The organism is Klebsiella sp. CN_Kp075 (assembly GCF_040065055.2).
Lineage (GTDB): Bacteria > Pseudomonadota > Gammaproteobacteria > Enterobacterales > Enterobacteriaceae > Klebsiella > Klebsiella aerogenes.
Genome location: NZ_CM198050.1, coordinates 4,066,398 through 4,092,258 on the forward strand (window position 1 = coordinate 4,066,398; position 25,861 = coordinate 4,092,258).

A 25,861-nucleotide genomic window follows, 5' to 3' on the forward strand; every position below is an offset into this window, starting at 1 on the left:
CATATATAAGACGCGGCATTATAGCGGCATCACTTTTGTGAGTCGAGAACGGTTGTCGCCTACTGCTGCGGCGTTTTTCACATTTCCCGCTCAAATTTGTCTGCAAAAGCGCGAACTTTGCGCATTTTCCAGGCAAAAGAAAACGGCCCGCAGGCCGTTTTTGCTAAATCTTCACGCAACATACTGGAAAAGCGCCAGCGGTTGCAAATGTGATTTTTACGCGATGCTCCCCGCTCCGCGGCATGGCGGAGAGGCAAAGACGGTATCCTGTAGCCCTTCCCACTCTTTAATCGTGTAAGTATGCAGCGCCAGGGCGTGCACGGTGCTTGACAGCTCCTCGGTCAACGTACCGTAAATCATACGATGACGATTAAGGAAACGTTCGCCGGTGAAGCGGTCGCTCACCAACACCACTTTAAAATGACTTTCAGAGCCCGCAGGGACGTTGTGCCGATAGCTTTCATCCACGACTTCCAGATACATCGGGTCGAACGCTGCTCTTAGTTTTGCTTCGATCTGCTCACGTATCATCATGAATTTTCTCCTCCGACAACGCTGAGATGCCGCCTTTCCCTTTAAATGTTAGCCGCTTTTACCGCTTCCATTGGCAGAAAACAACAAAAAATTAGCATTCCTCTGATATTTTCACGCAAAAGTATCAGGTTTACTGATGATGAATGCTAAATCTCCCGGCCAAATCGCCACCGGAAATGGGACGAGGTCATAAAACGCACAACACGATGATTTTCCACTCGTAGCCACTTCCCCTCACCGTTGGCGATGTTATGATGGCGGGAATTTTCCTTAAACACCCTAACTACTTCGAGTTGCAGAAAAAAGCGCCCGCGATTCCCCGTAGCGCCTGAAACCTGAATTATGACGGGTATAACAACACCGTGCGTTGAGACCCTGAACATGCTGAAGAAAATTCTATTCCCGTTGGTCGCGATGTTTGTACTCGCAGGATGCGCCACCCCGCCGACGACCATTGAAGTATCGCCGAAAATCACCCTGCCGCAGCAGGATCCGAGCCTGATGGGAGTTACCGTCAGCATCAATGGCGCAGACCAGCGTACCGATCAGGCGCTGGCGAAAGTCACCCGCAACAACCAGTTGGTCACCCTGACCGCCTCTCGCGATCTGCGCTTCCTGCTGCAGGAAGTGCTTGAGAAGCAGATGACCGCGCGTGGCTACATGATTGGTCCGAATGGCGCCGTCGATCTGCAGATCATTGTTAACAAACTGTATGCTGACGTCTCGCAGGGCAACGTGCGTTACAACATCGCCACTAAAGCGGATATCGCCATCATCGCCACCGCCGCTAATGGCAACAAGATGACCAAAAACTACCGCTCCAGCTACTCCGTTGAGGGCGCTTTCCAGGCTTCCAACGAGAACATTGCAAACGCGGTTAATAGCGTGCTGACCGATACCATCGCCGATATGGCGCAGGACACCAGCATTCACGACTTCATCAAACAAAACGCTCGTTAATAAAATAGCAGGCCCGGTATCAGGCCGGGTCTGCTCTATATGCCATGTCCAATCACTATTTGCGTATTTTTCAGCAGCCCAAATCAGCTATTTTGCTGATCCTCGGCTTTGCTTCTGGTTTACCTCTCGCGCTGACTTCCGGCACGCTGCAAGCGTGGATGACCGTCGAAAATATCGATTTAAAAACTATCGGCTTCTTTTCTCTCGTCGGACAGGCATACGTATTTAAATTTTTGTGGTCGCCATTAATGGACCGCTACACGCCGCCGTTTTTAGGCCGTCGCCGCGGCTGGCTGCTGACGACGCAGATAGCGCTACTCGTCGCCATCGCCGCGATGGGCTTTCTTGAACCCGCAACGCAGTTGCGCTGGATGGCGGCGTTGGCTGTGGTTATCGCTTTTTGCTCCGCCTCGCAGGATATCGTCTTTGATGCCTGGAAAACCGACGTCCTCCCGGCGGAAGAGCGCGGCGCCGGTGCGGCCATCAGCGTGCTCGGCTATCGCCTGGGGATGCTGGTATCCGGAGGGTTAGCGCTCTGGCTGGCCGACCGTTGGCTGGGCTGGCAAGGTATGTACTGGCTGATGGCCGCGTTACTTATTCCATGCATTATCGCCACGCTGTTAGCGCCGGAGCCCAGCGACGTCATTCCGGTGCCCAAATCTCTTGAACAGGCCGTCGCCGCGCCGCTGCGCGATTTCTTCGGTCGCAACAACGCCTGGCTTATCCTGCTGTTAATTGTCCTTTATAAGCTCGGTGATGCCTTCGCCATGAGCCTGACCACCACTTTCCTTATACGCGGCGTCGGTTTTGATGCCGGCGAAGTCGGAATGGTGAATAAAACGTTGGGCCTGTTCGCCACCATCGTCGGCGCACTCTACGGCGGCGTACTGATGCAGCGCCTGACGCTGTTCCGCGCCCTGCTGATCTTTGGCCTGCTGCAGGGAGCCTCCAACGCCGGATACTGGATCCTCTCGGTAACCGATAAACATCTTTATTCGATGGCGGCGGCGGTATTTTTTGAAAACCTGTGCGGCGGGATGGGCACCGCGGCATTTGTCGCGCTGTTAATGACACTATGCAACAAGTCGTTTTCCGCCACTCAGTTCGCGCTGCTGTCGGCACTGTCGGCGGTGGGTCGCGTTTACGTTGGTCCGATTGCCGGCTGGTTTGTTGAAGCGAACGGCTGGCCGACGTTTTATCTTTTCTCCGTCGTAGCCGCCGTGCCGGGGATTTTGCTCCTGCTTCTGTGTCGGCGTACGCTGGAATATACGCAGCGAACGGAAAGCTTCTTGCCGCGCACGCAATACCCGCAAACTTATGCTCTGGCGCTGGTTATCCTGGCGGTAGGTTGTTTGATGCTGGCGATATGGCTGCTGCTGTTGGCGATGAACGCGCTGGATTACACCTCTTTTTCCTTCCTGCCAGGCCTGCTGGAAGTCGCCGCATTGACCGCTATCGGTGGTATTTTGCTCGGCGCGATTCTGGACTATATGGCGCTACGCAAAACGCAGCTGATTTAATTTTCGCCAAACTGTTAATAGCCGTTTTAATTACCTGAGGTAATTATAACGGCTTATTAGCGATTTTATTTTTCCTGAGAACTGATTTGTTGTTTTGTGCGTTTTAGATTTCTGGAAATTATTGACAATTTTTACGCGATTCTTTAATTAATTTAACCGATTCAGCAGCGTTACTTTATTTTAACGTTTTCTTTATGTCTTTTATTTGATAATTAATTGTTAATTATTTGTGTTATTTTTACGATGTTTATATCCGTATCCCCATAAGCATTCCCTTTCTTATCCCTTTCGTTATAGATCCAGCGTAAATCAGGCTTTGCAAGCAATTACGTCACATTCCGTAACATATGTGACAATCCAAGCAGAACCCGCTAACACAGAACTGACACAGATCCAATCGTGTTTACAGTAATGCAACCTTACCGTAAAATGCCCGTACACTTTAAACGCCACCAGATCCCGTGGAATTGAGGTCGTTCAATGAGACTCAGGAAATACAATAAAAGTTTGGGATGGATGTCATTAATCGCAGGTACTGTATTACTCAGTGGTTGTGATTCTGCGCTCCTCGACCCAAAAGGACAGATTGGACTGGAGCAACGCTCTTTGATTCTGACGGCATTCGGCCTGATGATGATTGTCGTTATTCCCGCCGTCTTAATGGCAGTAGGATTTGCCTGGAAGTATCGCGCGAGCAATAAAGATGCGAAGTATAGCCCGAACTGGTCACACTCCAACAAAGTTGAAGCTGTGGTCTGGACGGTTCCTATTCTGATCATCCTGTTCCTGGCCGTTCTGACCTGGAAAACCACTCACGCTCTGGAGCCAAGCAAACCGCTTGTCCACGACGAGAAAGCAATCACCATCGAAGTTGTATCGATGGACTGGAAATGGTTCTTTATTTACCCGGAACAGGGTATCGCTACCGTCAACGAAATCGCCTTCCCGGCGAACGTACCGGTACACTTTAAAGTCACTTCCAACTCCGTGATGAACTCGTTCTTTATTCCGCGCTTAGGTAGCCAGATTTATGCGATGGCCGGGATGCAGACTCAGCTGCACCTCATTGCTGATGAAGCAGGCACTTATGACGGTATCTCCGCAAGCTATAGTGGCCCGGGCTTCTCTGGTATGAAGTTCAAGGCTATCGCCACCCCAGATCGTGCAACCTTCGATCAGTGGGTAGCAAAAGCGAAACAGTCCCCGAACTCCATGGACTCCATGGCTGCATTCGACAAAGTGGCTGTGCCTAGCGAAAACAACAAAGTGGAATACTTCTCTAACGTGAAACCGGATTTGTTCAAAGATGTTGTTAACAAATTCATGTCTCACGAGAGCATGAACATGTCTAAACCTGAAGGCGAGCACGCTGCGCACGAAGGGATGGAAGGCATGGACATGAGCCACGCGGAAACCGCTCACTAAGGGGCCGAGGAAGAAAACGATGTTCGGAAAACTTACACTGGATGCAGTGCCCTACCACGAACCAATTATCGTGGTAACGGTTGCTGCAATCATCGTCGGGGGACTGGCGATACTGGCAGCGATCACTTACTTCGGTAAGTGGTCCTACCTATGGAACGAGTGGCTGACGTCCGTCGACCACAAACGTCTCGGTATCATGTACGTTATCGTGGCAATCGTCATGCTGCTGCGTGGCTTTGCTGACGCCGTTATGATGCGTAGCCAGCAGGTGCTGGCCTCTGCCGGGGAAGCAGGATTCCTGCCGCCTCATCACTACGATCAGATCTTTACCGCCCACGGCGTTATCATGATCTTCTTCGTGGCAATGCCGTTTGTTATCGGCCTGATGAACCTGGTGGTTCCGCTTCAGCTCGGCGCACGCGACGTTGCGTTCCCGTTCCTCAACAACCTGAGCTTCTGGTTCACCGTTGTGGGCGTTATTCTGGTTAACCTGTCTCTGGGCGTCGGTGAGTTCGCACAGACCGGTTGGCTGGCGTATCCGCCGCTTTCGGGAATTGAATACAGTCCTGGCGTAGGGGTCGATTACTGGATTTGGGCGCTGCAGCTCTCCGGTATCGGTACTACCCTGACCGGTATCAACTTCTTTGTGACCATTATCAAGATGCGTGCCCCTGGCATGACCATGTTCAAGATGCCGGTATTCTCCTGGGCATCTCTGTGCGCCAACATCCTGATTATCGCCTCCTTCCCAATTCTGACCGTCACCGTCGCGCTGCTGACCCTGGACCGCTACCTGGGCACCCATTTCTTTACCAACGATATGGGTGGCAACATGATGATGTACATCAACCTGATTTGGGCCTGGGGTCACCCGGAAGTGTACATTCTGGTTCTGCCGGTATTCGGGGTCTTCTCCGAAGTCGCAGCGACCTTCTCGCGTAAACGTCTGTTTGGTTACACCTCGCTGGTGTGGGCAACCGTCTGTATTACCGTTCTGTCGTTCATCGTTTGGCTGCACCACTTCTTCACCATGGGTGCCGGCGCGAACGTAAACGCCTTCTTCGGTATTACCACCATGATTATCGCGATCCCGACCGGGGTTAAGATCTTCAACTGGCTGTTCACCATGTACCAGGGCCGCATCGTCTTCAACTCGGCGATGATGTGGACTATCGGCTTCATCGTTACCTTCTCCGTTGGTGGGATGACCGGTGTTCTGCTGGCGGTACCGGGCGCGGACTTCGTACTGCACAACAGTCTGTTCCTGATTGCGCACTTCCATAACGTCATCATCGGCGGTGTGGTATTCGGTTGCTTCGCAGGTCTGACCTACTGGTGGCCGAAAGCCTTTGGTTTCACCCTGAACGAAACCTGGGGTAAACGCGCATTCTGGTTCTGGATCATCGGCTTCTTCGTGGCATTTATGCCGCTGTACGTGCTGGGCTTCATGGGTATGACCCGTCGTCTGAGCCAGGACATCGACCCGCAGTTCCACTCCATGCTGGTTGTTGCAGCATGCGGCGCGGCGCTGATCGCTTGCGGTATCCTGTGCCAGCTGATTCAGTTCTACGTTTCTATCCGCGATCGCGATCAGAACCGTGACCTGACCGGCGACCCATGGGGCGGCCGTACTCTGGAGTGGGCAACCTCTTCTCCACCGCCGTTCTATAACTTCGCAGTCGTTCCTAACGTTCACGAACGTGACGCGTTCTGGGAAATGAAAGAAAAAGGCGAAGCGTACAAGCAACCTGCGCATTATGAAGAAATTCATATGCCGAAAAACAGCGGCGCGGGCATCATCATTGCTGCATTCGCAACGGTGTTTGGCTTCGCGATGATCTGGCATATCTGGTGGATGGCGATTGTTGGTTTCGCCGGCATCGTTGTGACCTGGATTATCAAGAGCTTTGACGAGGACGTGGATTACTACGTACCGGTTGCGGAAGTCGAAAAACTGGAAAATCAGCATTTCGATGAGATTAACAAAGCAGGGCTGAAAAATGGCAACTGATACTCTTGCGCATAATGCCCACGCGCATGAACACGGGCACCATGATACAGGACCGATGAAAGTCTTCGGTTTCTGGATCTACCTGATGAGCGACTGCATTATCTTCGCTACGCTGTTCGCAACCTATGCCGTTCTGGTGAACGGCACGGCTGGCGGCCCGGCGGGTAAAGATATTTTTGAACTGCCGTTCGTTCTGGTTGAAACCGCACTGCTGTTATTCAGCTCCATCACCTATGGCATGGCGGCTATCGCCATGTACAAAAACAACAAGAGCCAGGTCGTTTCCTGGCTTGCCCTCACCTTCCTCTTCGGTGCAGGGTTCGTTGGGATGGAAATCTATGAATTCCATCACCTGATTGTTGAAGGGATGGGTCCGGACCGTAGCGGCTTCCTGTCAGCGTTCTTCGCGCTGGTTGGTACCCACGGTCTGCACGTCACCTCCGGTCTGCTGTGGATGGCGGTGCTGATGGTTCAGGTATCCCGTCGCGGCCTGACCAGCACTAACCGTACCCGTATTATGTGCCTGAGCCTGTTCTGGCACTTCCTGGACGTGGTGTGGATCTGCGTGTTCTCTGTTGTTTATCTGATGGGGGCGATGTAATGAGTCATTCTACCGATCATAGCGGCGCTTCTCACGGCAGCGTGAAGAGCTACATGACAGGATTCATCCTGTCGATCATTCTGACGGCAATCCCGTTTGCAATGGTTATGAGTGGCTCCGCCTCGCATGCAGCGATTCTGGGAACCATCCTGGTCACGGCTGTGGTGCAGATTCTGGTACACCTGGTGTACTTCCTGCACATGAACAGTAAATCTGACGAAGGTTGGAACCTGACCGCGTTTATCTTCACCGTAATCATCATTGCTATCGTAGTTGTCGGCTCCATCTGGATTATGTGGAACCTCAACTACAACATGATGATGCACTAAGAGCGGCGAGTATGTTTAAGCAATACCTGCAAGTAACGAAACCAGGCATCATTTTTGGCAACCTGATCTCCGTGATCGGCGGTTTCCTGCTGGCCTCCAAAGGCCACATCGACTATCCGCTGTTCGTCTGGACGCTCCTCGGAGTATCCCTGGTGGTCGCCTCGGGTTGTGTTTTCAACAACTACATCGACCGTGATATCGATCGTAAGATGGAACGGACGAAAAACCGGGTGCTGGTCAAAGGGCTGATCTCGCCAGAATCATCGCTGGTATACGCCACCTTGCTGGGTATTGCTGGCTTCATGCTGCTGTGGTTCGGCGCCAACCCGTTGGCTTGCTGGCTGGGCGTGATGGGGTTCGTGGTTTATGTCGGCGTCTACAGCCTGTACATGAAACGCCACTCCGTCTACGGCACGCTGATTGGCTCTCTCTCCGGCGCTGCGCCGCCGGTGATTGGCTACTGCGCGGTTACCGGTGATTTTGACAGCGGCGCGGCGATTCTACTGGCGATCTTTAGCCTGTGGCAGATGCCTCACTCCTACGCCATCGCGATCTTCCGTTTTAAGGATTATCAGGCGGCGAATATTCCGGTTCTGCCGGTGGTGAAAGGTATCTCCGTCGCAAAAAACCATATCACGCTGTACATCGTGGCCTTTGCCGTGGCAACGCTGATGCTTTCTCTGGGGGGCTATGCCGGATACAAATATCTGGTCGTAGCTGCCGCAGTCAGCGTCTGGTGGCTTGGCATGGCATTACGTGGGTATAAAGTGGCGGATGATAAAGTCTGGGCACGTAAGCTGTTCGTCTTTTCCATCGTCGCCATCACTGCCCTGTCGGTGATGATGTCTGTCGATTTCATGGTCCCGGATTCACATAATCTGCTGGCTTACGTCAGATAAGATTACGCTTTATATGAAATGATAAAAGCCTCCGCAAGCGGGGGCTTTTTTATCTAGAGAAATTGCCCTCTCCCCTCCCCTTTTGCTTCATTTTCTTCACCTATTACGCTGTTAAAAATTGAGAAAAAAATGAGCATCGCTAACCGCCGCCTATCTCGCTCCATCACTGAAGTTAGTGCTAGCCTTATCTCGTAGGCAAACGCCTACATAAAACATGGATTTAACTGCAAGGAATAACAATGAAAGAATTAACATTCAACGAAATGGAATCTGTCTCAGGTGGTTTCAACCTGGTAAGCGCTGCAACTGGTTTCGCCAGCTTTGTCGCTAATTCCGCGGCAGGGTTTACCTCATTTGCGCTGACCTCCGGTCTGGCGTTTGCCTCTTTCGTCGGCGATAGTGCGATTGAATTTGGCAAGTTCCTTCTTGGGCAGACAAACTGGGAAAGCGTAGTCAGCACCGGTCAGGAAAACTGGGCAAACTTCGTTTCCACTGCTGGAAGCAGCTGGAACACTTTCGTGAATAACGCCGCAACCGACTGGAATAGCTTCCTGGATCAGGCCGCATCCTAATCGGTATAATGATCAGGGCAGATTTCATTTCTGCCCTTTCCTTTGTTTTTAATCTTTTATTTCGCTCTGCCCCCTTTTAGCCTCTGGTTCTCATCCCTTCTTCTATTACGCAACACAGTCGTAATATCTGCTAAACAAACATTTATTTACGCGTCCTTATCCCCCCACTACACTAGTCACAGTTTTTATATTGAGGTGGTAATGAACGATAACAAAATGACGCCAGGAGAACTGCGCGCAACCTGGGGTTTAGGGACCGTATTCTCACTGCGCATGCTCGGCATGTTTATGGTCCTGCCTGTTTTGACCACATATGGCATGGCGCTGCAGGGGGCTAGTGAAGCGCTGATTGGTTTAGCTATTGGCATTTACGGGCTCGCCCAGGCCGTCTTCCAGATCCCGTTTGGCCTCCTGTCTGACCGCATTGGCCGTAAACCGTTAATTATTGGTGGTTTGCTGATTTTTGTTATCGGCAGCATCATCGCCGCGCTGACCGATTCTATCTGGGGCATTATTCTTGGCCGCGCGCTGCAGGGCTCTGGCGCTATCGCCGCCGCCGTCATGGCACTACTTTCTGATTTAACCCGCGAACAGAACCGTACCAAAGCCATGGCCTTCATTGGCGTCAGTTTTGGCGTGACCTTTGCTATCGCTATGGTGCTCGGCCCTATTGTCACTCACCAGTTAGGGTTGCATGCGCTATTCTGGATGATCGCTATTCTGGCCAGCCTCGGTATTTTGCTGACTCTATGGGTAGTACCAAATAGCCACAATCATGTACTGAACCGTGAATCTGGCATGGTAAAGGGCTGCTTCAGCAAAGTGCTTGCTGAACCTAAACTCCTCAAGCTGAACTTCGGCATTATGTGTCTGCACATCATGCTAATGTCGACTTTTGTTGCGCTGCCAGGACAACTGGAGGCCGCGGGTTTCCCGGCCGCCGAGCACTGGAAAATTTACCTGGTGACCATGGTCATTTCCTTTGTCGCCGTGGTGCCATTCATCATCTATGCGGAAGTGAAGCGCAAGATGAAACGTGTGTTTCTGTTCTGCGTCGCTCTTCTACTGATAGCTGAAATCGTGCTCTGGGGAGCAGGTGGCTATTTCTGGGAACTGGTCGCGGGCGTGCAGCTGTTCTTCCTCGCCTTTAACCTGCTGGAGGCATTGTTGCCTTCATTAATTAGCAAGGAATCACCAGCAGGTTATAAAGGCACGGCAATGGGTATTTACTCTACCAGCCAGTTTATCGGCGTGGCCATCGGTGGTGCCCTCGGCGGCTGGGTCGATGGTTTCTTTGATTCACAAACGGTGTTCCTGCTTGGGGCCCTGCTAGCAATGTTATGGCTGCTGGTTGCCAGTACGATGAGCGAACCACCTTACGTGAGCAGTCTCCGAGTTGAGATCCCGGACGAAGTCATCATTAATGATGAACTACAGCGCCGTCTGTTGTCGAAACCTGGCGTTGAGCAGGTCATGATTGTCGCTGAAGAACGTTCAGCCTACATAAAAATTGACAGCAAAGTGACCAACCGCTTCGAGGTTGAACAGGCTATTATCGCAACTTCGTAATCGCCCCCCATTTCTATGCTCTAAACAATAAGTTGAACGCGCGGCAACACAGAAGATACCTTCGGGTATCTTCTCTTATCAAACATGAATTGACGTAATAAGCCCCCATACTTTTCTAATTCTGTTTTGTGAAGTTTAATTCACATTAAAACTAATAGATCATTTAAATATTCACTATTATATAAAAAACCCTCTGATTAGTATATTGCCCGGTGTGCATAGGCACATCATTAACAATTCATTAATCTAGGATGGAATTAAAAATGAAAGAATTAACCGCAAACGAAATGGAATATGTCTCTGGTGCAGGCATTATCGACCTGCCTTGCGCTTTGGTTGATTTCACCGTTCAATCAGCGCTGGGCCTGGTAGCAGCAGGTATTAACGCAGGTATGATTCTGGCCTCCTCCGCTCTGGAAACCACTATTGATCTGGTTTCTAATATTCTTGGCGGTTCGCCATCTAGCCTGGGAAGCATTATAACTGACCATATCAACTCCCTGCTGTATGCTGAATCAGGGGTTTGGTCAAACTTTGTTTATAATGCTGCTACTGACTGGGGTGGTGTTGTTGAGGCCCTGCAGAGCTAAATAGCATATGGCCAGTCAGTTTTCTGACTGGCCATATTTTCTGATGTTAATTATTATTTTCGCCACATCTGAGATACATATCACATGCCGTCATGTAATCATCATGCCAGCGCCAGTAAACATGTAAATAAAAGTATCCCATCGCCGGTATCATGCATAAAATAAAATAGAAATAAAAATACATTTCCCACCCTAATAATTTCAGCAACAGGCTAAAAATTACGATCCATAACAGTTGAAGAATAAATAAAATAACTAACCGCAACCATAGCGATTTCCTATACATTACGGTAAATGGGATAGTTTTAGCCAGGTTCACATCAAACTCTTTCTGAAAAAGCCGTCCTAAAAAAGTATAACGCCTGGATGGGTGAGCAAAAATCAAATTAACTGCCAGTATCGCTGAACAAAGAATCAGCATAGCAACTATCAACTTTGCAGAAAAAAAACCATTGGATAAGGAAAAATCTTCATCCGCGACTAAGGGGCTGATAACCAGAAAACTGGTCATAAAAGTTACGGTAACATTTAAGCAAGCATAATGATGGAGATTACGGTATCTAAGCGTATACACAGTTGCCTGCTGTAACTGTTTGACGTAACAATTCCTGGCGAACCAGCACATCATATAGACTATTATCGGCACAAAGATGACAATACAGACCATCGCGAGAATGCTTGAAAAGAAGAGTAGAAATCCCTTCACAACCAGATAGCACCCTAGTAAACAGCAAGCTGTAGCAACAAGCGGATGCCATAGTATGGCCTCACATTGCGAATACTTTTTTCCCTGAAACCAAGAAAAGTTGATATTTTTTATCGCATATTTGTAAGCCCAATACGCTTTAAGTTCATAAACAAAGCTAAACATAGTTAACGAAAAAATGGCGCTGACAGGGAATGCATCTTCCACGGTCAAAAGATACCCTCTGTTTTTCACGTAGAATGCAATCAGCATCGTACAAATAAAGTACAAATAGGGTAAAAGCGAACGATCCTGTCGACGAATAAAAGTTAAATAATCCGGAATCATGCTAGCCTCGTTACGCCCCCAATATTTTTCGACAATGAATAAAATACTCTGCCGAGAAATCATCGAAATCATTTAGTAATTGTCCAAGATACGCTTTATTGCTGATTTCAACGAACCTGACGACGGGAGTGTGTTGTAAAAAAGCAGTCATAGATGCTGTCCATTGTACGGTATGGGTCAAATGCAACGATAAGTTGTTTTTAATTATCTCAGGGTCACCTTCTTCGCGCCCGGTAACATTCATTAGTACAGGATAATTTGGCCGTACCATTTCCACCACCTCCAGGGCATCTCGCATAAGTTGAACTCCATCAGCCATTAGTGGCGTGTGCCAGGCACCGCTAACGCCCAACTTTACCGTTTCCAGGCCAGCTCCCATAAGTACCCCGGCGAATTCGCTTAAATCTGGCAGCGTTCCGCCAACCACCTGCTGATAGGGACTATTATCACAACTCACCACAACCGGGCTTGCGGAATCGTTAATCAACTGGCTTATCGTTTGATAATCGGCACCTCTCACCGCTAGCATTGCGCCTTTACGAATATGACTTAAATCATCCATGATAGTTGAGCGCGCTGATATTAGTTTGAACACATTCTCCAGCGTTAAAGCGCCGGCCGCGTAGAGTGCGCTATATTCACCAACACTATGCCCACATGAACCCACGATGTGAGCGTCAGAGAATTGCTCAGCATAAAGACTATAGAGCGTAACGTTGATAGCCGTCACCGCTGCCTGCTGTGTCGTCGTTCTCACCAGACGATTCATTGGCCCTTTCAGACATAACCGACGAAGATCCAACCCTGTTACATCACTAGCGCAATCCCAGATTTGTCTGGTGGTTGCGTTTAGATCCCATAAATCTGATCCCATTCCAATTACAGGATTTCCCTGACCGGCGAAAATAAGCACCAATGGTTGCTCTGATAACTTTGTCATAGACAATATATCCTTATAAATAGTATTTAAATCCAATATAGACTCCGAGGGTCTCGCCAAAAAGTGCGAACTCAGAATCACGATGACCTAATGCGCTATAAAACCCCGAATAAATCTCTACCCGTTCGCCCAACCCTTTTACCGGCTTGATATAATGGGTGCCAATTAATGCACTACCATCAACTAAGTTCATCACCAGATAGGGCTGAAAAGTTGAATGATCTGTATTCTGTAAACTTAGCCACGAATTAATATAATGTCGTCCTTGTAACATCCCTTTATTTCCTGTATTACTTATTTCTGACCCCATCAGATATTTATAATCATCAAATACTTTGTCTAAACTGGACAAGCCAGTTTTATTACTTAATAGTTTAATAAAGTCGGTCTGCTCTCGCCATGCCGCTTTTGAGTATCCTTCACTCTGATAATAGTATTCGATACCTAATACACTAAAAAGGTCAGTGGTATACTGGCCGCCAACGGCTAATTCATAGTTTTTTTTATCATCCTGAGCATAAAGCGATGAAGGATATTTTCCAGATAATACTGCATCTCGTTTTTCACGGGAAAAATGCCGCCACTGTTGATTTTTGTGTAAAGCCGCCTCTACGTTGACAACAAACTGAGGAGTTATATTGTAGCTATCCGCCAGGGCCAACGAAGGTGAATCGCCAAGCATCACATCTGCTGCCAGTCGATGATTAGCAAGTCGATAATCGGAGTAACTTAATAAATAATACTCACTGCTGTTGCTCCGTTGATTGGCTGTCCAGTTGCTGGATGACTCATAATATTCATCAATACTCGCCAATTTGGGTATGATGGTAAATGAGAATGCATAATCGCGGAACTCTTCTGAGATCCGCCCTCCCCAAAACGGCTCATTATAGGTGGAGTTAAATCCGGGGTCGAATATTCTGGTAGGTTTAAATCCGGCATAATAAGTCGTCAACAATGCTGCAGGCGATCTTAAATGAAAAGCGCCGGAATGCGGTCTAAGTTTTCCGCCTTCGAGACTGACGTTTTCAGATAATGTTGCGTTCAGCTTTAGCCTATCGATTAATATTTTAGAGCGACTATCATCTTCTTCGAATGGCCCCACCTCGTTCATCGGATGATATCCAAAGCCATATAATGAAAAATCCACAGCCAACACATCATCAATAATGTCACAAGAGCTAGAGACGTTAAGTGAAATATTATTATAGGCGTTATCAGTGGTATACGGGTTAGATCCACTGATGCGCCATAGAGACTCATTTTTATGTGTAAAGGATGTTTGCCCCATCAAAACCAATTGACCATTTTGTTGTATTTCATCCGCGGTAAGACAATCTGCCATCCCCAACAACGGTATTAATGTTAGAATTGATAGTAATACGGCCCGAAGCAATTTCACTTTGCTTCCCTCTGAATGAACTCCTTCGTGAAGTGAAATTCTGGTAAGGACTCAAGGCGAACATTACTATACTTCATGACAGAATATCCCTTTTCATACCGAGTATTCTGCACAATAATTTCTGTTGGCCGGTACATTCCCAATACCATTTGATAGTTTTTATACAAAACACTCTTGAGTAATTGATTATCAAGTGAGTAATATGATGCCTTAAATGGTCGATACTCGGCGTTTTTTTCTACCAGGTAAATCACTTTTGGATAAGTAACGGCCTCAGATTTACGAATAAGAGACAACCGATAGCAGATTTTATCACCACAAGGCTCCTCACCCTCCAGCGTCGAATCATAGGCATATTCGAAGTTCGTTACGATAACATCACCATTAGAGATCTGGCCTATTAAGCGTTGTGAACGCGAAATGGGAACTGGCCTTCGAAGCTCAGGTGTATAAAACCATAAATCATACCAATCAGATAACATGACTTTACCTTTATCTCGCGGAGGATAAGTAAAGCGTATCAATGAACGAGCGTCAGCTTTAATACCGTTCCTCGGCTTAATAAATCGCATTGAAATATCGAGAGATTGTTTATTTTCAGGTTCATCCACTCCCTCTTTAAACTCCAACACGGTCACTTCATAGCGGAAAGGTTCATTTGGTGAACGAACTTCATCCGCCCTGCGAATAATCTCCAGAGCCTGCTGATCAATTTTTGTCGCTTGCACTGCAGCTGAATGCAGTAATACTGCCAAATATAATAAATACCACATGCCAATTCTCATACTGCCCTCTATGAAGATTTAAATGCATCTGTAATATTAAGCCGCGATGCACGATATGCAGGAATGATAGAAGCCAGGGCTGACGTTAAAATTGGCAACATCAAGGTAAACCAAATTAACTCTGCGTCATTGCTTTTAATAAATGCAGTATATCCAACTGACTGCCCTGGAGAAGGAGGCATTGCAATGCCGGAAATATTAATAATCGCAGCAATGGTATAACCAAAAGCAAGGCTACCGATTGCCCCCAAAATGCCTATATATATACCTTCCAACCAGAATAAAAGCGTAACACGACTGGACTGTAAACCGATGGCTCGTAGTGTCGTGATCTCTTTAGTCCGCTCAACGATATTCATGGTCATTGAATTACCGATCATAAATATCACAATAAGTGCTACTATGACTTTAATAAAAAAATAGATACCCGAAAGCATGCCTTCAACTTGCTGGTAAAAAATAGAGCTTTCCTTCCAGTCCTTAACGATAAGGGGTAAATTCTGTTGAGCGATAAACTCTCTCATTTTAATAACAAATGGCGCTACATCATCATGTTTTAATAAGATAACTATTTTACTGACGCCATTCGTACCCATGATTCGCTGAGCGGTATCAAGAGGTATCTTTAGTGCAACATCATCATAATCCTTAATTCCCGACTCAAAGATGCCACGGAGTTTGACTGATATAGCGCCCTGTCCTCCTGCCACATTTACCGCCAGGATATCGAGCCAGTCACCATAGTGGCTATCAAGTGTTTTGGCCAAACCGCTTCCGATGGTAATTTCATTATGTTTTACGCGAGATAAATCGCTTCCAAAGACTATCTTATCAAATGCTCCTAGCTTCAGAGATGGTAATGGTTCAATGCCTTGCGCCGAAAAATAATTTGACGTTTCGCTTTCGTAGTGAGATATAATCCCACTAAACTCTAGCTGACCTGAAATTGTCGAAATTGCATTAGAAAAATAGGCATTTTGTAATATATTATGCTTTAGTGAAATGTAGTCAGAAATAAGGCTTTTATTCTTATTAGCCGTTTCAAAGTAGGATTTATTATAAATTTGCACATGGCCAACATTAGTTCGTATCGTCTGCTCCTTGAGTATCCAAAAAGAGTATTTGATAAAACCGCCATATAGAAATATAGCGCCACCACCTAAAACAATAGCAAAAATAGTAGAAAGGGTTCTACGCTGATGCCGTAGCAAATTAAGGAATGAAAATTTAGCATCACCATAGTTGAAGATGATATTATAAACTACAAATAGCAATAACAACGCCACAATACCATTAATGAATATCACATCCCTTGACATTTAATCACCTTTAATAACCGGAACAATAACCTGCACGACTTCAGCCATTTCCCACGCAGGCGGATTGTTATTTGCATAATCGATTTTAAGGTTTTGCCCTACGCTTCTCAGATACTGAAGGAATTGTTCTTCTTGTGGTTTGCTATGGCACTGATGGAGAGCTCGTAAACGCATCTCGTTAATCTTCCGAACAATCTCGACGCTGAATTTATCTCTATTCCTCATCAGCAAGTCGGTATCTTCAATCGTAATCACGCAGCGCCCCAAATTACCTGGAAGCCAGGCATCAACACGCGCACGCAAATATCTGATTAGCAAATTATCTTCATTGACATCTACCGACTCATCCATATAGAAGAATCCTGTCTTTGCATATTCAGAGGCGTGAATCAGATCATTAACACTCAGGTAATAAGCTGCTTGCCGCAGCATCCCCCATGAATAAAAGATCAGCACACCAACGTTATTAGTGCGTTCATATTCTTTAAGCAAATTTGCTGTGACCGATGCTAATGCTTTTGGCTCACCTGGTAACCCATCCTGTAAAACACGATCCGAAACAGGTGTGGGTATCGATTCAGCGAATGCTGAAAATATAACCGTGGTTAAACACAGAAGCAAAACTCTACAAAGATTGCTTCGCTGAATCATATATTATTGCTCCATCTTTAATTTCCACTCTCCGACGAGCTCGCTCTTGTAGCTGAGTCGAATGAGTGGAGATAATAAACGTCGTCTCTGTGCGCCGATTAATGTCAAGCAGCAGGTCAAGAATCGCTTCTCCAGTGGCCAGATCCAAATTTCCGGTCGGTTCGTCGGCAACAACGACTTCAGGACTATGCGCTAACGCCCTTGCTATCGCGACCCGCTGTTGTTGTCCGCCTGATAATTGGCCTGGCTTTCGCCCGACTAAGTGGGCTAAGCCCACACTATCGAGGAAATGTAGACTCCGTGCTTTCGCCTCTTTTGCATTGAAATGTCCATTTAGCATCAGGGGATAAAAAACATTATCAAAAACACTTAGTACCGGGACTAAATTGAAAAACTGAAAAATAAACCCTAAATGATGACTACGGAGTCGCGCTAAATTCTTTTCAGACAGCGCATTTAGATTTTTGCCTAGGAAAAAAACATTACCTGCCGTTGGTTTATCAATACCTGAAAGTATATTAAGCAAGGTACTCTTACCGCTTCCCGAAGGGCCACATAATGCTACGAACTCACCTTTTACAATATCCAGATTAATATCATTCAGTGCAATAGTAATGTTATCCTGAGGACCATAAGATTTATGTATACCGTACAGAGATATATCAGGTAATTCTGTTATATTGCTGCGCATAGGGCCTTCTATTCGTACCAGGTATCAAAATAAGCATAGCCACCGACTGCCCCAGGGATAACGGTTCGAAGACAGCCATTATGCAAAGCGTGGTGTGCAATGTATTGCCAGCTCAAAGCAGGGGTCATGCAGCCGCTACAACCATAACGAGTAATGAGATCGATTCCTTTGTTAGAAGGTGGTATTAATTTATTGATACCACCGGCATAGGCAACCAAGTCAATATCATTATTTTTTTCTGATTGTGATACAAACAAGCGGTCTACACCATTAGATATATATGGACCACAGTTCACTCTCATATGACTTTCTCTTCTACTGAATATAAAGCAGCCCACTCTTTCAATTGACACATTCACGCCAGGAACATGCTTATGATGTTTTTTCCTTTCGCCTTGGCTAAGGCTTTCTGCGGTAAAAGCCAACAACGGCACCGCACGGTAACCTCCGCAGATAACGACAAAATCAAATACATCCCAAGCAAGATAATCCTGTGTCAATGCCATTGCTTGAAATAGAGCATAGTTTTCACCTCGTATTTTACAGGTCACGTTGTTGATAGAAAATTTCTTAATCAAATTCTTAGGTAAAGTATCAATAGTTGATAAGTTAAGGCTACTTATATTGTATTCAAAAACGCCTGACTCCCCCCATGAATCAATATAGATAAAGGCGGTTCGTGATTTCAGGAGTAGCATCCGTTCTTTTGCTGATAAGCTATGTAGAGCATCGTCCGACACTCTTTCCATGGCATTAATATAGGGTATATGATCTGGTCGCCTTGTGATTTCACGATTATATATTTCGGCACGTGTGCCAAAGCGTTTAAATCGCCAACCATTCGCTCCCGTTGCCTTGAGCGCGGTATTGAATGAATGCGACTCCCATACATTTAACCAGTTTGGATAATATAAATGAAACGGTTCTTCAGGTTCAAGAAATGAATATGAAGACAAATACATCTTACTATTCATATCAACCACAACTCTTATTCAAATTTGTCATTAATAACGCAACAACTGAACCATCGACGCCTAACCCGGTCTTCAGAAGATGGTTTTTTTCATGCCTCCTCACACCTCCTTCTACGGAGATATGGCAAGCGACATCATCTATGATTTCGTCATTGATAACAGGAAAAATCAATTCATTCGTGAGCAGTAAATGATAGCCAATAATTAGGTCTATCACCCCAGAACCCGTTGCGGTATAACCAACTTGTCCTTTATAGGCCAATACGGGAAGCGGGGTTTCACCAGCAAACATAGCGATCGCTTTTGCTTCAACTTTATCACTGGATGAGGTTCCATTACCGTGAGGGATGAATGCACAAAGGTCCTCTTTTCTCACCCCAGCATCATTTAATAATGAATGAATTAACTTCAAAATGCTGGTGCTTTGCCAGGATGCATCATTACTTCGACTAGCATTAATTTGCTTATATGCCGAAGTAATACATACTCCCGGACTTTTTCCGCGCATCATTCGGTGTTGTTGACTTTCCAGTAACATAACGCTATAGCCTTCGGCAAAATGCACACCATTGCTGTTTACCCCGAAGGGCTGGACAATTTTACTGTCCAACATTCCCTGGCTTGCAAGGAATACAAGATCCTGATATTTAATTTTTGAAATATTAATAACAAGCCCGAGGTCAATACCTCCACTCTCTATTGCCCTGGTAACCAAATGAATAGCCGTCAATGATGAGTTACTTGTACAGTTCATATTTGGCGGCAAATATTGCAACTCATACTTTAGCCCCAGCGTATAAGAGACATTATCCTGCGACATATTTTTTACAGAAAGATTTTTAATTGAAGATGTTACCGAAACATCTTCCATATCATTGTAATTATAAAAATTCCTGTAATCCATAACATCAACACGAGGGCCTATTCCGGTAATATATACTCTAACTCTGTTGCCTTTCAGGCTGTCATTACTAAGACCAGCCTGTAGTAAGGCGTCATCAATGAGTTTGTACACCAGTTCAAAAGCGCTATCGTTTTCTCGTTGTAGTTTCGCAATGAATATATTCTCTGCAAATCCACATTCTCTAGCCTGGTTATCTGATATAAACCATGGCGACAAATGTACCCGTTTTCCTTGCTGCAGATTTCGAATTAACAGCGAACTATTCTCAGCATATGGCAAGGATACACTAAAGCCAGAAATAATAGCTCTCCCGCTCACCTTGTTATCCTTTAATCACGATAGCGTAATAATTCCCGCCTTCTGTAGCGCCAATTAAAAGAGCGTATTTGATAGCTATTTCTCGTGTTTTCTTTACAAAGTTAATTCTTGCGTCGGAAAAGTTTTGTGTATATGGAATAGCAGGAACCGATTGTCTTTGAATACAATCAAGAATCACCGCCAGGTTTAAAAGCCCTGCAGACGAAGCAACAAAGCCAAAAAATGCGTTATAATTCACCACTGGAACATGTGGATTATGGCTATGGAATGAATCATAGATTGCATTAATTTCTATGATTGAGCTAACTTCGCTGCCACTACTAGTTCCACACACTAAATCAATCTCTTTTGCGGTAATACCCGCATCGGCAAGCGCGCGAGCGATCGCCAGCGACATTGCGGTAGATTTTTCCTCAATCTGCGTCGCATCAAAGTAGGAATTACTGCATGACTTACCATAACCTGCAATTTCTCCCAATATTTCAGCGCCACGGGTAGCTGCTGCACGCGCGTCTTCCAATAACAGCATACAGGCCCCTTCACCAGGAACATAGCCATGTTCCTCTTTGGCATATACCTGATAATCAGCGACATTTGACGTCATATGAATCTTGTTGGTCACCGCATCCATATACAGGGACATCGATGGAAAATATTCATCAGCCCCGCCAACAATGACCTGTGGCTGTAGTTGCTGGCGAACAATTTCATAGCCATAAGTCAATGCGCCAAGCGCGGCGTTTTCACCGGTCGCTAACGTAGTCGTATATCCCTTTATACCTTCCGAAATCCCACAAAATGTCGTCATCGAGTTCATCAGCGAACCAGGAAACTCTGAAGTACGTACTTTGCGCGGATCGGGCTTTAAACTTTGTAAATACTTATAGGTAGTTTCTTGCGGTCCACGGGCCATTCCCAGAACCATGCCCAGCTCCTCTCCGTCACGTTTAATCTTGCGTTTCGCCCTATTCAGCGCTTCTGAAAGTGCAATCAGCGCAAACGTACCGCCGCGCGTTGCCTTGCGTGGGTCATAGCGGCGTAAATGCTTACGTGGTTCGAGGCCTTTCACCTGGTAAGTTTTAAAGTGCTTTTCTGACTCCGGCTGTCGGTAGGCCGCTTCTCGATATTCTTCGCCAAATATTTCCGCAAACTGATTAGTTTTCTCTACAACATCCAACAGCGCTTTAGCCTCTTCAAGCGTATCATCAGGAAATACTACGCCGCTCAACTCCAGCGACCTGGCATCTTCATGGATATAGCGAAGAATTTCATTAAGCGTATGTCCAATAGCCGATACGGCACCTATCCCAGTTATAACAACACGTTTGGCATCATAGGCGGTAAGAGGAACTGAACATGGTTTGGTACTGACAATCATGCAGCAATTATTACCGCCGAATGCGTAGTTATTCTTCATAAAGATATTGATATCTTTGTGTCGAAACTCATTCGCCACGTAGTCCAGATCGCAGTTAGGGCGCGGCTGCGAAAAATTCAACGTTGGCAGAACATGCTTCTGCGGAAGGGTAACTAAACAAGCGATGAGCTCGACAATTCCGGCGGCGCCAATATTGTGGCCAAAATACGATTTAGTAGAACTGATCAATATATTTTCGGCGCCAGAGAAAACTTTCTTCATCGCCAGAGTTTCTATTTGGTCATTAGCCTGCGTTCCCGTACCATGCGCATTAACGTAATCAATTTGCTCAGGTTTGATACCTGCATTCGCCATGGCTTTCTGCATGACCTGCACTGCGCCGCTAGCGCGCGGGTCGGGCCCCGTTTCATGGTATGCATCACACGAGGTGGCGTACGAGAGAATTTCGCCGAGAATCGTCGCACCACGCGCGACCGCATGCTCATACTCTTCCAGGACTATTGCCCCTGCGCCTTCGCCAATAGACATACCTGAATGCCCCGAAAATGGCGAACACGATTGCGGGTGCATAACGTTCAGGGCATAAAAACCGGCAAAGGTGGGTAAATAAATAGGTTCCGTTCCAATAGCCAGCATAGCCTTGCTTTTGCCGTTTTGGATGTAATCAAAAGCCATGCCGACGGCGTTCGGGCTTGCCGTACAAGCCGTTGCAACGAGTTCCACGCCTCCTTTCAGGCCTAATAACGTAGATGCGCTGGAACAACACGATGAAAAGCTGCCTGAAAAAAGAGCCTTCCGTAACGAAAAGTCCTGAATATGCTGCTCAAATAGCGGAAGGAATGCTTCAGTGCCTGCAGAAGAAACGCCTACAATCAGCCCCATCTGTTCCAGGCACTCCCGATGGGTTGCCAGTTCTGCCTGCTCTAGTGCTTCCTTACCAACTTTGTAGGCCCAAAGTGCAGCATTATCTAGCGATGAGACAACCTCTTTCGATAATTCGGGACAATGAATTTGATGCAGCATTTCAGCCGCACGGGCGTTCGCAAACCATTTAGAGAAACGCGCACTATCAGTGATGCCATTTTTTTTCTCCAGCAGCGCTTGCCTGAAGTCTGCGATGTTGTCAGCCAGAGACGACAAAATCCCCATACCGGTAATAACCACTCTTTTTCTACTAGTTTTCATAATGTTATGCTTTATCCCGATTGTTATTATCTACCGACCGATGCTGGATATAATATTGTCATCGCTAAACGTTATACCGTGGCAAACGCGCTCTTTGCTTTCGAAGCATCAACAAAGCTATGCGTTGTGGGATTAACCAACAAACTCAAGTTATAAATAAAGGGTAAGTTCTGTGTTTTCGCAGCGATTTCACCATTTGCGGTTTTAAGGCTAAAACCTGAAATATCGGCTAACGCATAACATTCATCAATAAGGGCCAACGCAATCCATGCTTGCCTGGCCGGCGAATATGTTGCATTAATAATAACCCCTACCTGTTGTCCATTAACCATCACAAGATCATCTGAATCGATCTGACAACATTCATCGCATGGAGAGATCCCAATAAGCTTACGTTGTGCGCCATTTCGCGATAACTCCACGACTGCACTCTTACCAATAAAGTCCTCTTTATCATACTGGATAGCCCACTGCATTTGCAGTTCCACCGGATTTGTGGAATAGCGAGGGTAAATACTTTCATCCCATCCTGTATTTTCAATTCTCACCAGACGTTGATATTCTAAGCCACCGGTTTTCAGCGAATATCTGGCGCCTATTTCTTGTAACTTCATCCACATGGTGACAAGCGTTGCTTGTGCACCAATCAATTGATATGCGAATTCGCCATGTTTCCCACAACGAAAAACCATAAGTCCATCATTGGTATTCATATATTCATAATAAGGTAGGCCAATGATATCAAAACCATAAACCTCTGCCATTACTTCCCAGGCATAAGGCCCTTCCAGCATAATGACGCCCCAGTCATCCTCTCCCATCGATTTTATTTCTGGAATCTCCTGAATATCTAAATCATCCGCCTTAACAAGGATTTCATTCAGGATATTTATAACTTCTTGTGCAGTCAGATTCTCTGATAGAATATAATAGCCTTCAGCGGCGCACAGAACATAAGCATCACCGCGGATAGTTCCATCAGCGTTAAGCAGCAAAGAGTAAATACCCTGTTCATCACGGATGATCGATACATCAGCAGATACCAAATAGTTTACAAGCGCCCATGCATCCTCCCCCATCACACTGGTAATGGACATATGAGAATAATCTACCAGCAAGACATTTTCACGCACAGCTTTATACTCTTCATAAATATCATGATATGAAGAAGGTACGCATTGGTGATTATAGATACCCATAACCGCATTGTTTTTAAAATGGAGATCAGAAAGTAACTTCATAAAATACCCTTCAATATAACCTTATCAATTCAGGATGTTTTTTTCTTTAGAATGAAAGATGCCAGATTATTTATGCTTCGCATATAGGCTGGATCATCGCCTTCTGAGACCTGGATGTTGAAGGTTTTATCAAGCATAACGATAATCTCCGTTGCATCGACAGAGTCAAGTTTCAAGCCATTGCCAAACAAGGGCGTATCATCATCTATTTGATGAGCCTCACGCTGGACATTCAGGCGTTGAATAATTTCGTTTTTAATCGTGATGATTATTTTTTTTCTTTCATCAATTTCATCATGGATGTTTGTCACACCGAACTCCTTGGATAATTAAATGATTTCTCTAAAGTTAATAATGACGCCCTGGCTAATAATTTTCTTGCCAACATTAGCTGTAACTAAATAATGTTTAAACCCACTATCATCAGAAAATGACAGCTTGCTTACCACTTCAATCGTATCTCCCGGGTAAGCCGTTTCTTTAAATTTCAAATTCTGTGATGCTAACACTCCACGCACCGCAGCACGCCTTGCATGTATTATGCTCAACATATCCGGATGCTTGATATAAGCATGTATATCACGCAATGACCTAAGTTCTTTACCCGAGTGTTGTTGATAAATATCACAGATATCAGTGAGAAAAGAATAATACTCGCTTGCCTGGCCAAATATCTCAGAAATGATCGCTCCTGGCATAATGGGATCTTCCGGAAAATGTCCAAGCAGATAAGGATCATTATAAGTTACATGTTTTATAACTTTGATGAAGCCATTCTCTCCGTATTTAAAATCGACTATTTTATCTACCATGAGTAAAGGTTGACGCCAGCCGCCCATAGCAAGAAAAATTTTTGGTGGTATTGAATACTTAGACATATATCACCGCATTACCATGCCACCATCGACGACGATGGTTTGCCCTATGACATAGCTAGATGCTGAAGAACTTAAATAAACAATAACGTTGGCCACCTCGTCACATTTTCCGAGTCGTTTTAATGGAATTGAGTTAGTCACTTCACGAACAACTGTACGTGGAACCTTCTTCGCCATTTTAGATTCAATCATCCCCGGCGCGACCGCGTTAACGCGTACTCCCCGCGGCGCCAGCTCAGCGGCAAGTGTCCTGGTAAAACTTAATATTGCACCTTTTGATGCGCTATAGTTTGCCTGGCCAACGCTTGGTACAAGAGCTGCCACCGATGCGACATTAATAACAACTGGATTTTCCGCTGAACGTAATAGCATTAATGCTTCCTTCGTTAACCGGAACAAGCTAAGTAAATTAATGCTAATGACAGAATAAAAATCATCAAAGGTCATTGATGCAAAGAGGCTATCCTTAACAATCCCCGTATTATTCACCAGCACGTCCAGTCTTCCGGCTTCGGCAGTCAAGCGCTCACACAACGCAGTCACTTCTTTCTGGCTTGTGAGATCGCATGGCAAAATATTAAGTAAGTTGCCATTAGCATGGTTTCCTTTCAGAGCAATCAAAGGCTCGACATTTGATTTATACAACGCATATACCGTGCATTTTTGCTCAAGAAATTTCTCGCAAATTGCAAGACCTATGTCGCCGCTGGCACCAGTAATCAGCACCTTTTTACTTACAAGATCGCTATACCTATACATTTTACATGAATGCCTTTATTAATAGATTATGGTTGCGGCTATCGCATATGTCCGGCAGTGTGAAATACTCAATGATATATTCATAATTTGTTGATTATTTAGAATCTCCTTAACACTCCCTGACAATATGAATTCAGGTTTTCCATATTCATCATGAACGACCTCAATGTCATGGAAACGGATCCCGTGACTAAATCCATACCCTATGGCTTTTACCAGAGACTCCTTAGCAGCCCAAAATCCTGATGCCCTCTCATAATTAGGGCAAGGAAAATCAATATCTTTGATCTCATTATCCGTAAATACTCGATGAAGAAATCCTGACTTATCATTGGCAATGGCTTTTTCTATTCTTGCCACTTCAACAATATCTGTACCAATACGCATTGCACA

26 protein-coding genes are annotated in these 25,861 nt (G+C 45.9%); 10 read left to right on the forward strand and 16 right to left on the reverse strand.

Going from position 1 to position 25,861, the window contains the following annotated elements; genetic code table 11:
• Window positions 1-216 precede the first annotated feature (216 nt).
• Complete coding sequence (gene bolA, locus ABLV78_RS19485; RefSeq protein ID WP_015367954.1) at window positions 217-534, reverse strand: transcriptional regulator BolA; 318 nt, start codon at window positions 532-534, stop codon at window positions 217-219.
• A 381-nt stretch (window positions 535-915) separates the two neighbouring features.
• Here bolA and ABLV78_RS19490 point away from each other — a divergent pair, with 381 nt between their 5' ends.
• The 10 genes from ABLV78_RS19490 (at window position 916) to ABLV78_RS19535 (ending at window position 11,010) form a co-directional block, all read left to right on the forward strand.
• A complete protein-coding gene (locus ABLV78_RS19490) occupies window positions 916-1,494 on the forward strand; it encodes a lipoprotein (RefSeq protein ID WP_045390841.1) in 579 nt (192 codons plus the stop codon).
• A 44-nt stretch (window positions 1,495-1,538) separates the two neighbouring features.
• Window positions 1,539-3,014 carry a muropeptide MFS transporter AmpG gene (ampG, locus tag ABLV78_RS19495; RefSeq protein WP_045390843.1) on the forward strand — a complete coding sequence of 492 codons (1,476 nt, stop codon included), beginning with the start codon at window positions 1,539-1,541 and terminating at the stop codon, window positions 3,012-3,014.
• Window positions 3,015-3,494: 480 nt separating this feature from the next.
• On the forward strand, window positions 3,495-4,439 hold the full coding sequence (gene cyoA, locus ABLV78_RS19500; protein WP_015704588.1) for a cytochrome o ubiquinol oxidase subunit II: 945 nt from the start codon (window positions 3,495-3,497) through the stop codon (window positions 4,437-4,439).
• 19 nt (window positions 4,440-4,458) lie between these two features.
• Window positions 4,459-6,450 (forward strand): cytochrome o ubiquinol oxidase subunit I, encoded by a 1,992-nt coding sequence (gene cyoB / locus ABLV78_RS19505; protein ID WP_015704587.1) that lies wholly within the window; start codon window positions 4,459-4,461, stop codon window positions 6,448-6,450.
• Complete coding sequence (locus tag ABLV78_RS19510; RefSeq protein ID WP_015704586.1) at window positions 6,440-7,051, forward strand: cytochrome o ubiquinol oxidase subunit III; 612 nt, start codon at window positions 6,440-6,442, stop codon at window positions 7,049-7,051. Before cyoB ends, ABLV78_RS19510 begins: the two co-directional genes overlap by 11 nt.
• Window positions 7,051-7,380 (forward strand): cytochrome o ubiquinol oxidase subunit IV, encoded by a 330-nt coding sequence (locus ABLV78_RS19515; RefSeq protein WP_015704585.1) that lies wholly within the window; start codon window positions 7,051-7,053, stop codon window positions 7,378-7,380. The genes ABLV78_RS19510 and ABLV78_RS19515 overlap by 1 nt, the downstream gene beginning before the upstream one ends.
• 11 nt (window positions 7,381-7,391) lie before the next feature.
• A complete protein-coding gene (gene cyoE, locus ABLV78_RS19520; protein ID WP_045390845.1) occupies window positions 7,392-8,279 on the forward strand; it encodes a heme o synthase in 888 nt (295 codons plus the stop codon).
• A gap of 239 nt (window positions 8,280-8,518) precedes the next feature.
• A complete protein-coding gene (locus ABLV78_RS19525) occupies window positions 8,519-8,851 on the forward strand; it encodes a hypothetical protein (RefSeq protein WP_045390848.1) in 333 nt (110 codons plus the stop codon).
• A gap of 201 nt (window positions 8,852-9,052) precedes the next feature.
• Window positions 9,053-10,420, forward strand: coding sequence for an MFS transporter (locus tag ABLV78_RS19530; RefSeq protein ID WP_047044459.1), 1,368 nt, complete (start codon window positions 9,053-9,055; stop codon window positions 10,418-10,420).
• Window positions 10,421-10,683: 263 nt separating this feature from the next.
• Entirely contained in the window at window positions 10,684-11,010 is a 327-nt protein-coding gene (locus ABLV78_RS19535) for a hypothetical protein (protein ID WP_047044462.1), read from the forward strand.
• A 46-nt stretch (window positions 11,011-11,056) separates the two neighbouring features.
• Here the strand turns inward: ABLV78_RS19535 and ABLV78_RS19540 are convergent, their stop codons facing one another.
• The 15 genes from ABLV78_RS19540 to acpS all read right to left on the reverse strand — a co-directional run bounded on the left by ABLV78_RS19540 (window position 11,057) and on the right by acpS (window position 25,855).
• Window positions 11,057-12,115 (reverse strand): YcdU family protein, encoded by a 1,059-nt coding sequence (locus ABLV78_RS19540; protein ID WP_226473586.1) that lies wholly within the window; start codon window positions 12,113-12,115, stop codon window positions 11,057-11,059.
• Complete coding sequence (locus ABLV78_RS19545; RefSeq protein ID WP_047044468.1) at window positions 12,054-12,983, reverse strand: ACP S-malonyltransferase; 930 nt, start codon at window positions 12,981-12,983, stop codon at window positions 12,054-12,056. Before ABLV78_RS19545 ends, ABLV78_RS19540 begins: the two co-directional genes overlap by 62 nt.
• Before the next feature lie 13 nt (window positions 12,984-12,996).
• Window positions 12,997-14,328, reverse strand: coding sequence for a hypothetical protein (locus tag ABLV78_RS19550; protein WP_047044556.1), 1,332 nt, complete (start codon window positions 14,326-14,328; stop codon window positions 12,997-12,999).
• Between the two features lie 53 nt (window positions 14,329-14,381).
• A complete protein-coding gene (locus ABLV78_RS19555) occupies window positions 14,382-15,170 on the reverse strand; it encodes an outer membrane lipoprotein-sorting protein (protein WP_047044472.1) in 789 nt (262 codons plus the stop codon).
• Between the two features lie 8 nt (window positions 15,171-15,178).
• Entirely contained in the window at window positions 15,179-16,489 is a 1,311-nt protein-coding gene (locus tag ABLV78_RS19560; protein ID WP_045390866.1) for an ABC transporter permease, read from the reverse strand.
• On the reverse strand, window positions 16,490-17,140 hold the full coding sequence (locus tag ABLV78_RS19565; protein ID WP_047044475.1) for a hypothetical protein: 651 nt from the start codon (window positions 17,138-17,140) through the stop codon (window positions 16,490-16,492).
• Complete coding sequence (locus tag ABLV78_RS19570) at window positions 17,115-17,831, reverse strand: ABC transporter ATP-binding protein (RefSeq protein WP_047044478.1); 717 nt, start codon at window positions 17,829-17,831, stop codon at window positions 17,115-17,117. The genes ABLV78_RS19565 and ABLV78_RS19570 overlap by 26 nt, the downstream gene beginning before the upstream one ends.
• Before the next feature lie 8 nt (window positions 17,832-17,839).
• A complete protein-coding gene (locus ABLV78_RS19575) occupies window positions 17,840-18,805 on the reverse strand; it encodes an ATP-binding protein (RefSeq protein ID WP_072058210.1) in 966 nt (321 codons plus the stop codon).
• A gap of 1 nt (window position 18,806) precedes the next feature.
• Complete coding sequence (locus tag ABLV78_RS19580) at window positions 18,807-20,027, reverse strand: beta-ketoacyl synthase N-terminal-like domain-containing protein (RefSeq protein WP_047044482.1); 1,221 nt, start codon at window positions 20,025-20,027, stop codon at window positions 18,807-18,809.
• 4 nt (window positions 20,028-20,031) lie between these two features.
• Window positions 20,032-22,590 (reverse strand): beta-ketoacyl-[acyl-carrier-protein] synthase family protein, encoded by a 2,559-nt coding sequence (locus ABLV78_RS19585; RefSeq protein ID WP_072056480.1) that lies wholly within the window; start codon window positions 22,588-22,590, stop codon window positions 20,032-20,034.
• A 71-nt stretch (window positions 22,591-22,661) separates the two neighbouring features.
• Window positions 22,662-23,831 (reverse strand): aminomethyl transferase family protein, encoded by a 1,170-nt coding sequence (locus ABLV78_RS19590; protein ID WP_047044485.1) that lies wholly within the window; start codon window positions 23,829-23,831, stop codon window positions 22,662-22,664.
• A gap of 29 nt (window positions 23,832-23,860) precedes the next feature.
• Window positions 23,861-24,142, reverse strand: coding sequence for an ApeE family acyl carrier protein (gene apeE, locus ABLV78_RS19595; protein ID WP_045390881.1), 282 nt, complete (start codon window positions 24,140-24,142; stop codon window positions 23,861-23,863).
• An 18-nt stretch (window positions 24,143-24,160) separates the two neighbouring features.
• On the reverse strand, window positions 24,161-24,709 hold the full coding sequence (locus ABLV78_RS19600; RefSeq protein WP_047044488.1) for a hotdog family protein: 549 nt from the start codon (window positions 24,707-24,709) through the stop codon (window positions 24,161-24,163).
• Between the two features lie 3 nt (window positions 24,710-24,712).
• On the reverse strand, window positions 24,713-25,468 hold the full coding sequence (locus tag ABLV78_RS19605) for an SDR family oxidoreductase (protein ID WP_088389820.1): 756 nt from the start codon (window positions 25,466-25,468) through the stop codon (window positions 24,713-24,715).
• 18 nt (window positions 25,469-25,486) lie between these two features.
• A complete protein-coding gene (gene acpS / locus ABLV78_RS19610) occupies window positions 25,487-25,855 on the reverse strand; it encodes a holo-ACP synthase (protein ID WP_088389819.1) in 369 nt (122 codons plus the stop codon).
• Window positions 25,856-25,861: the final 6 nt, after the last annotated feature.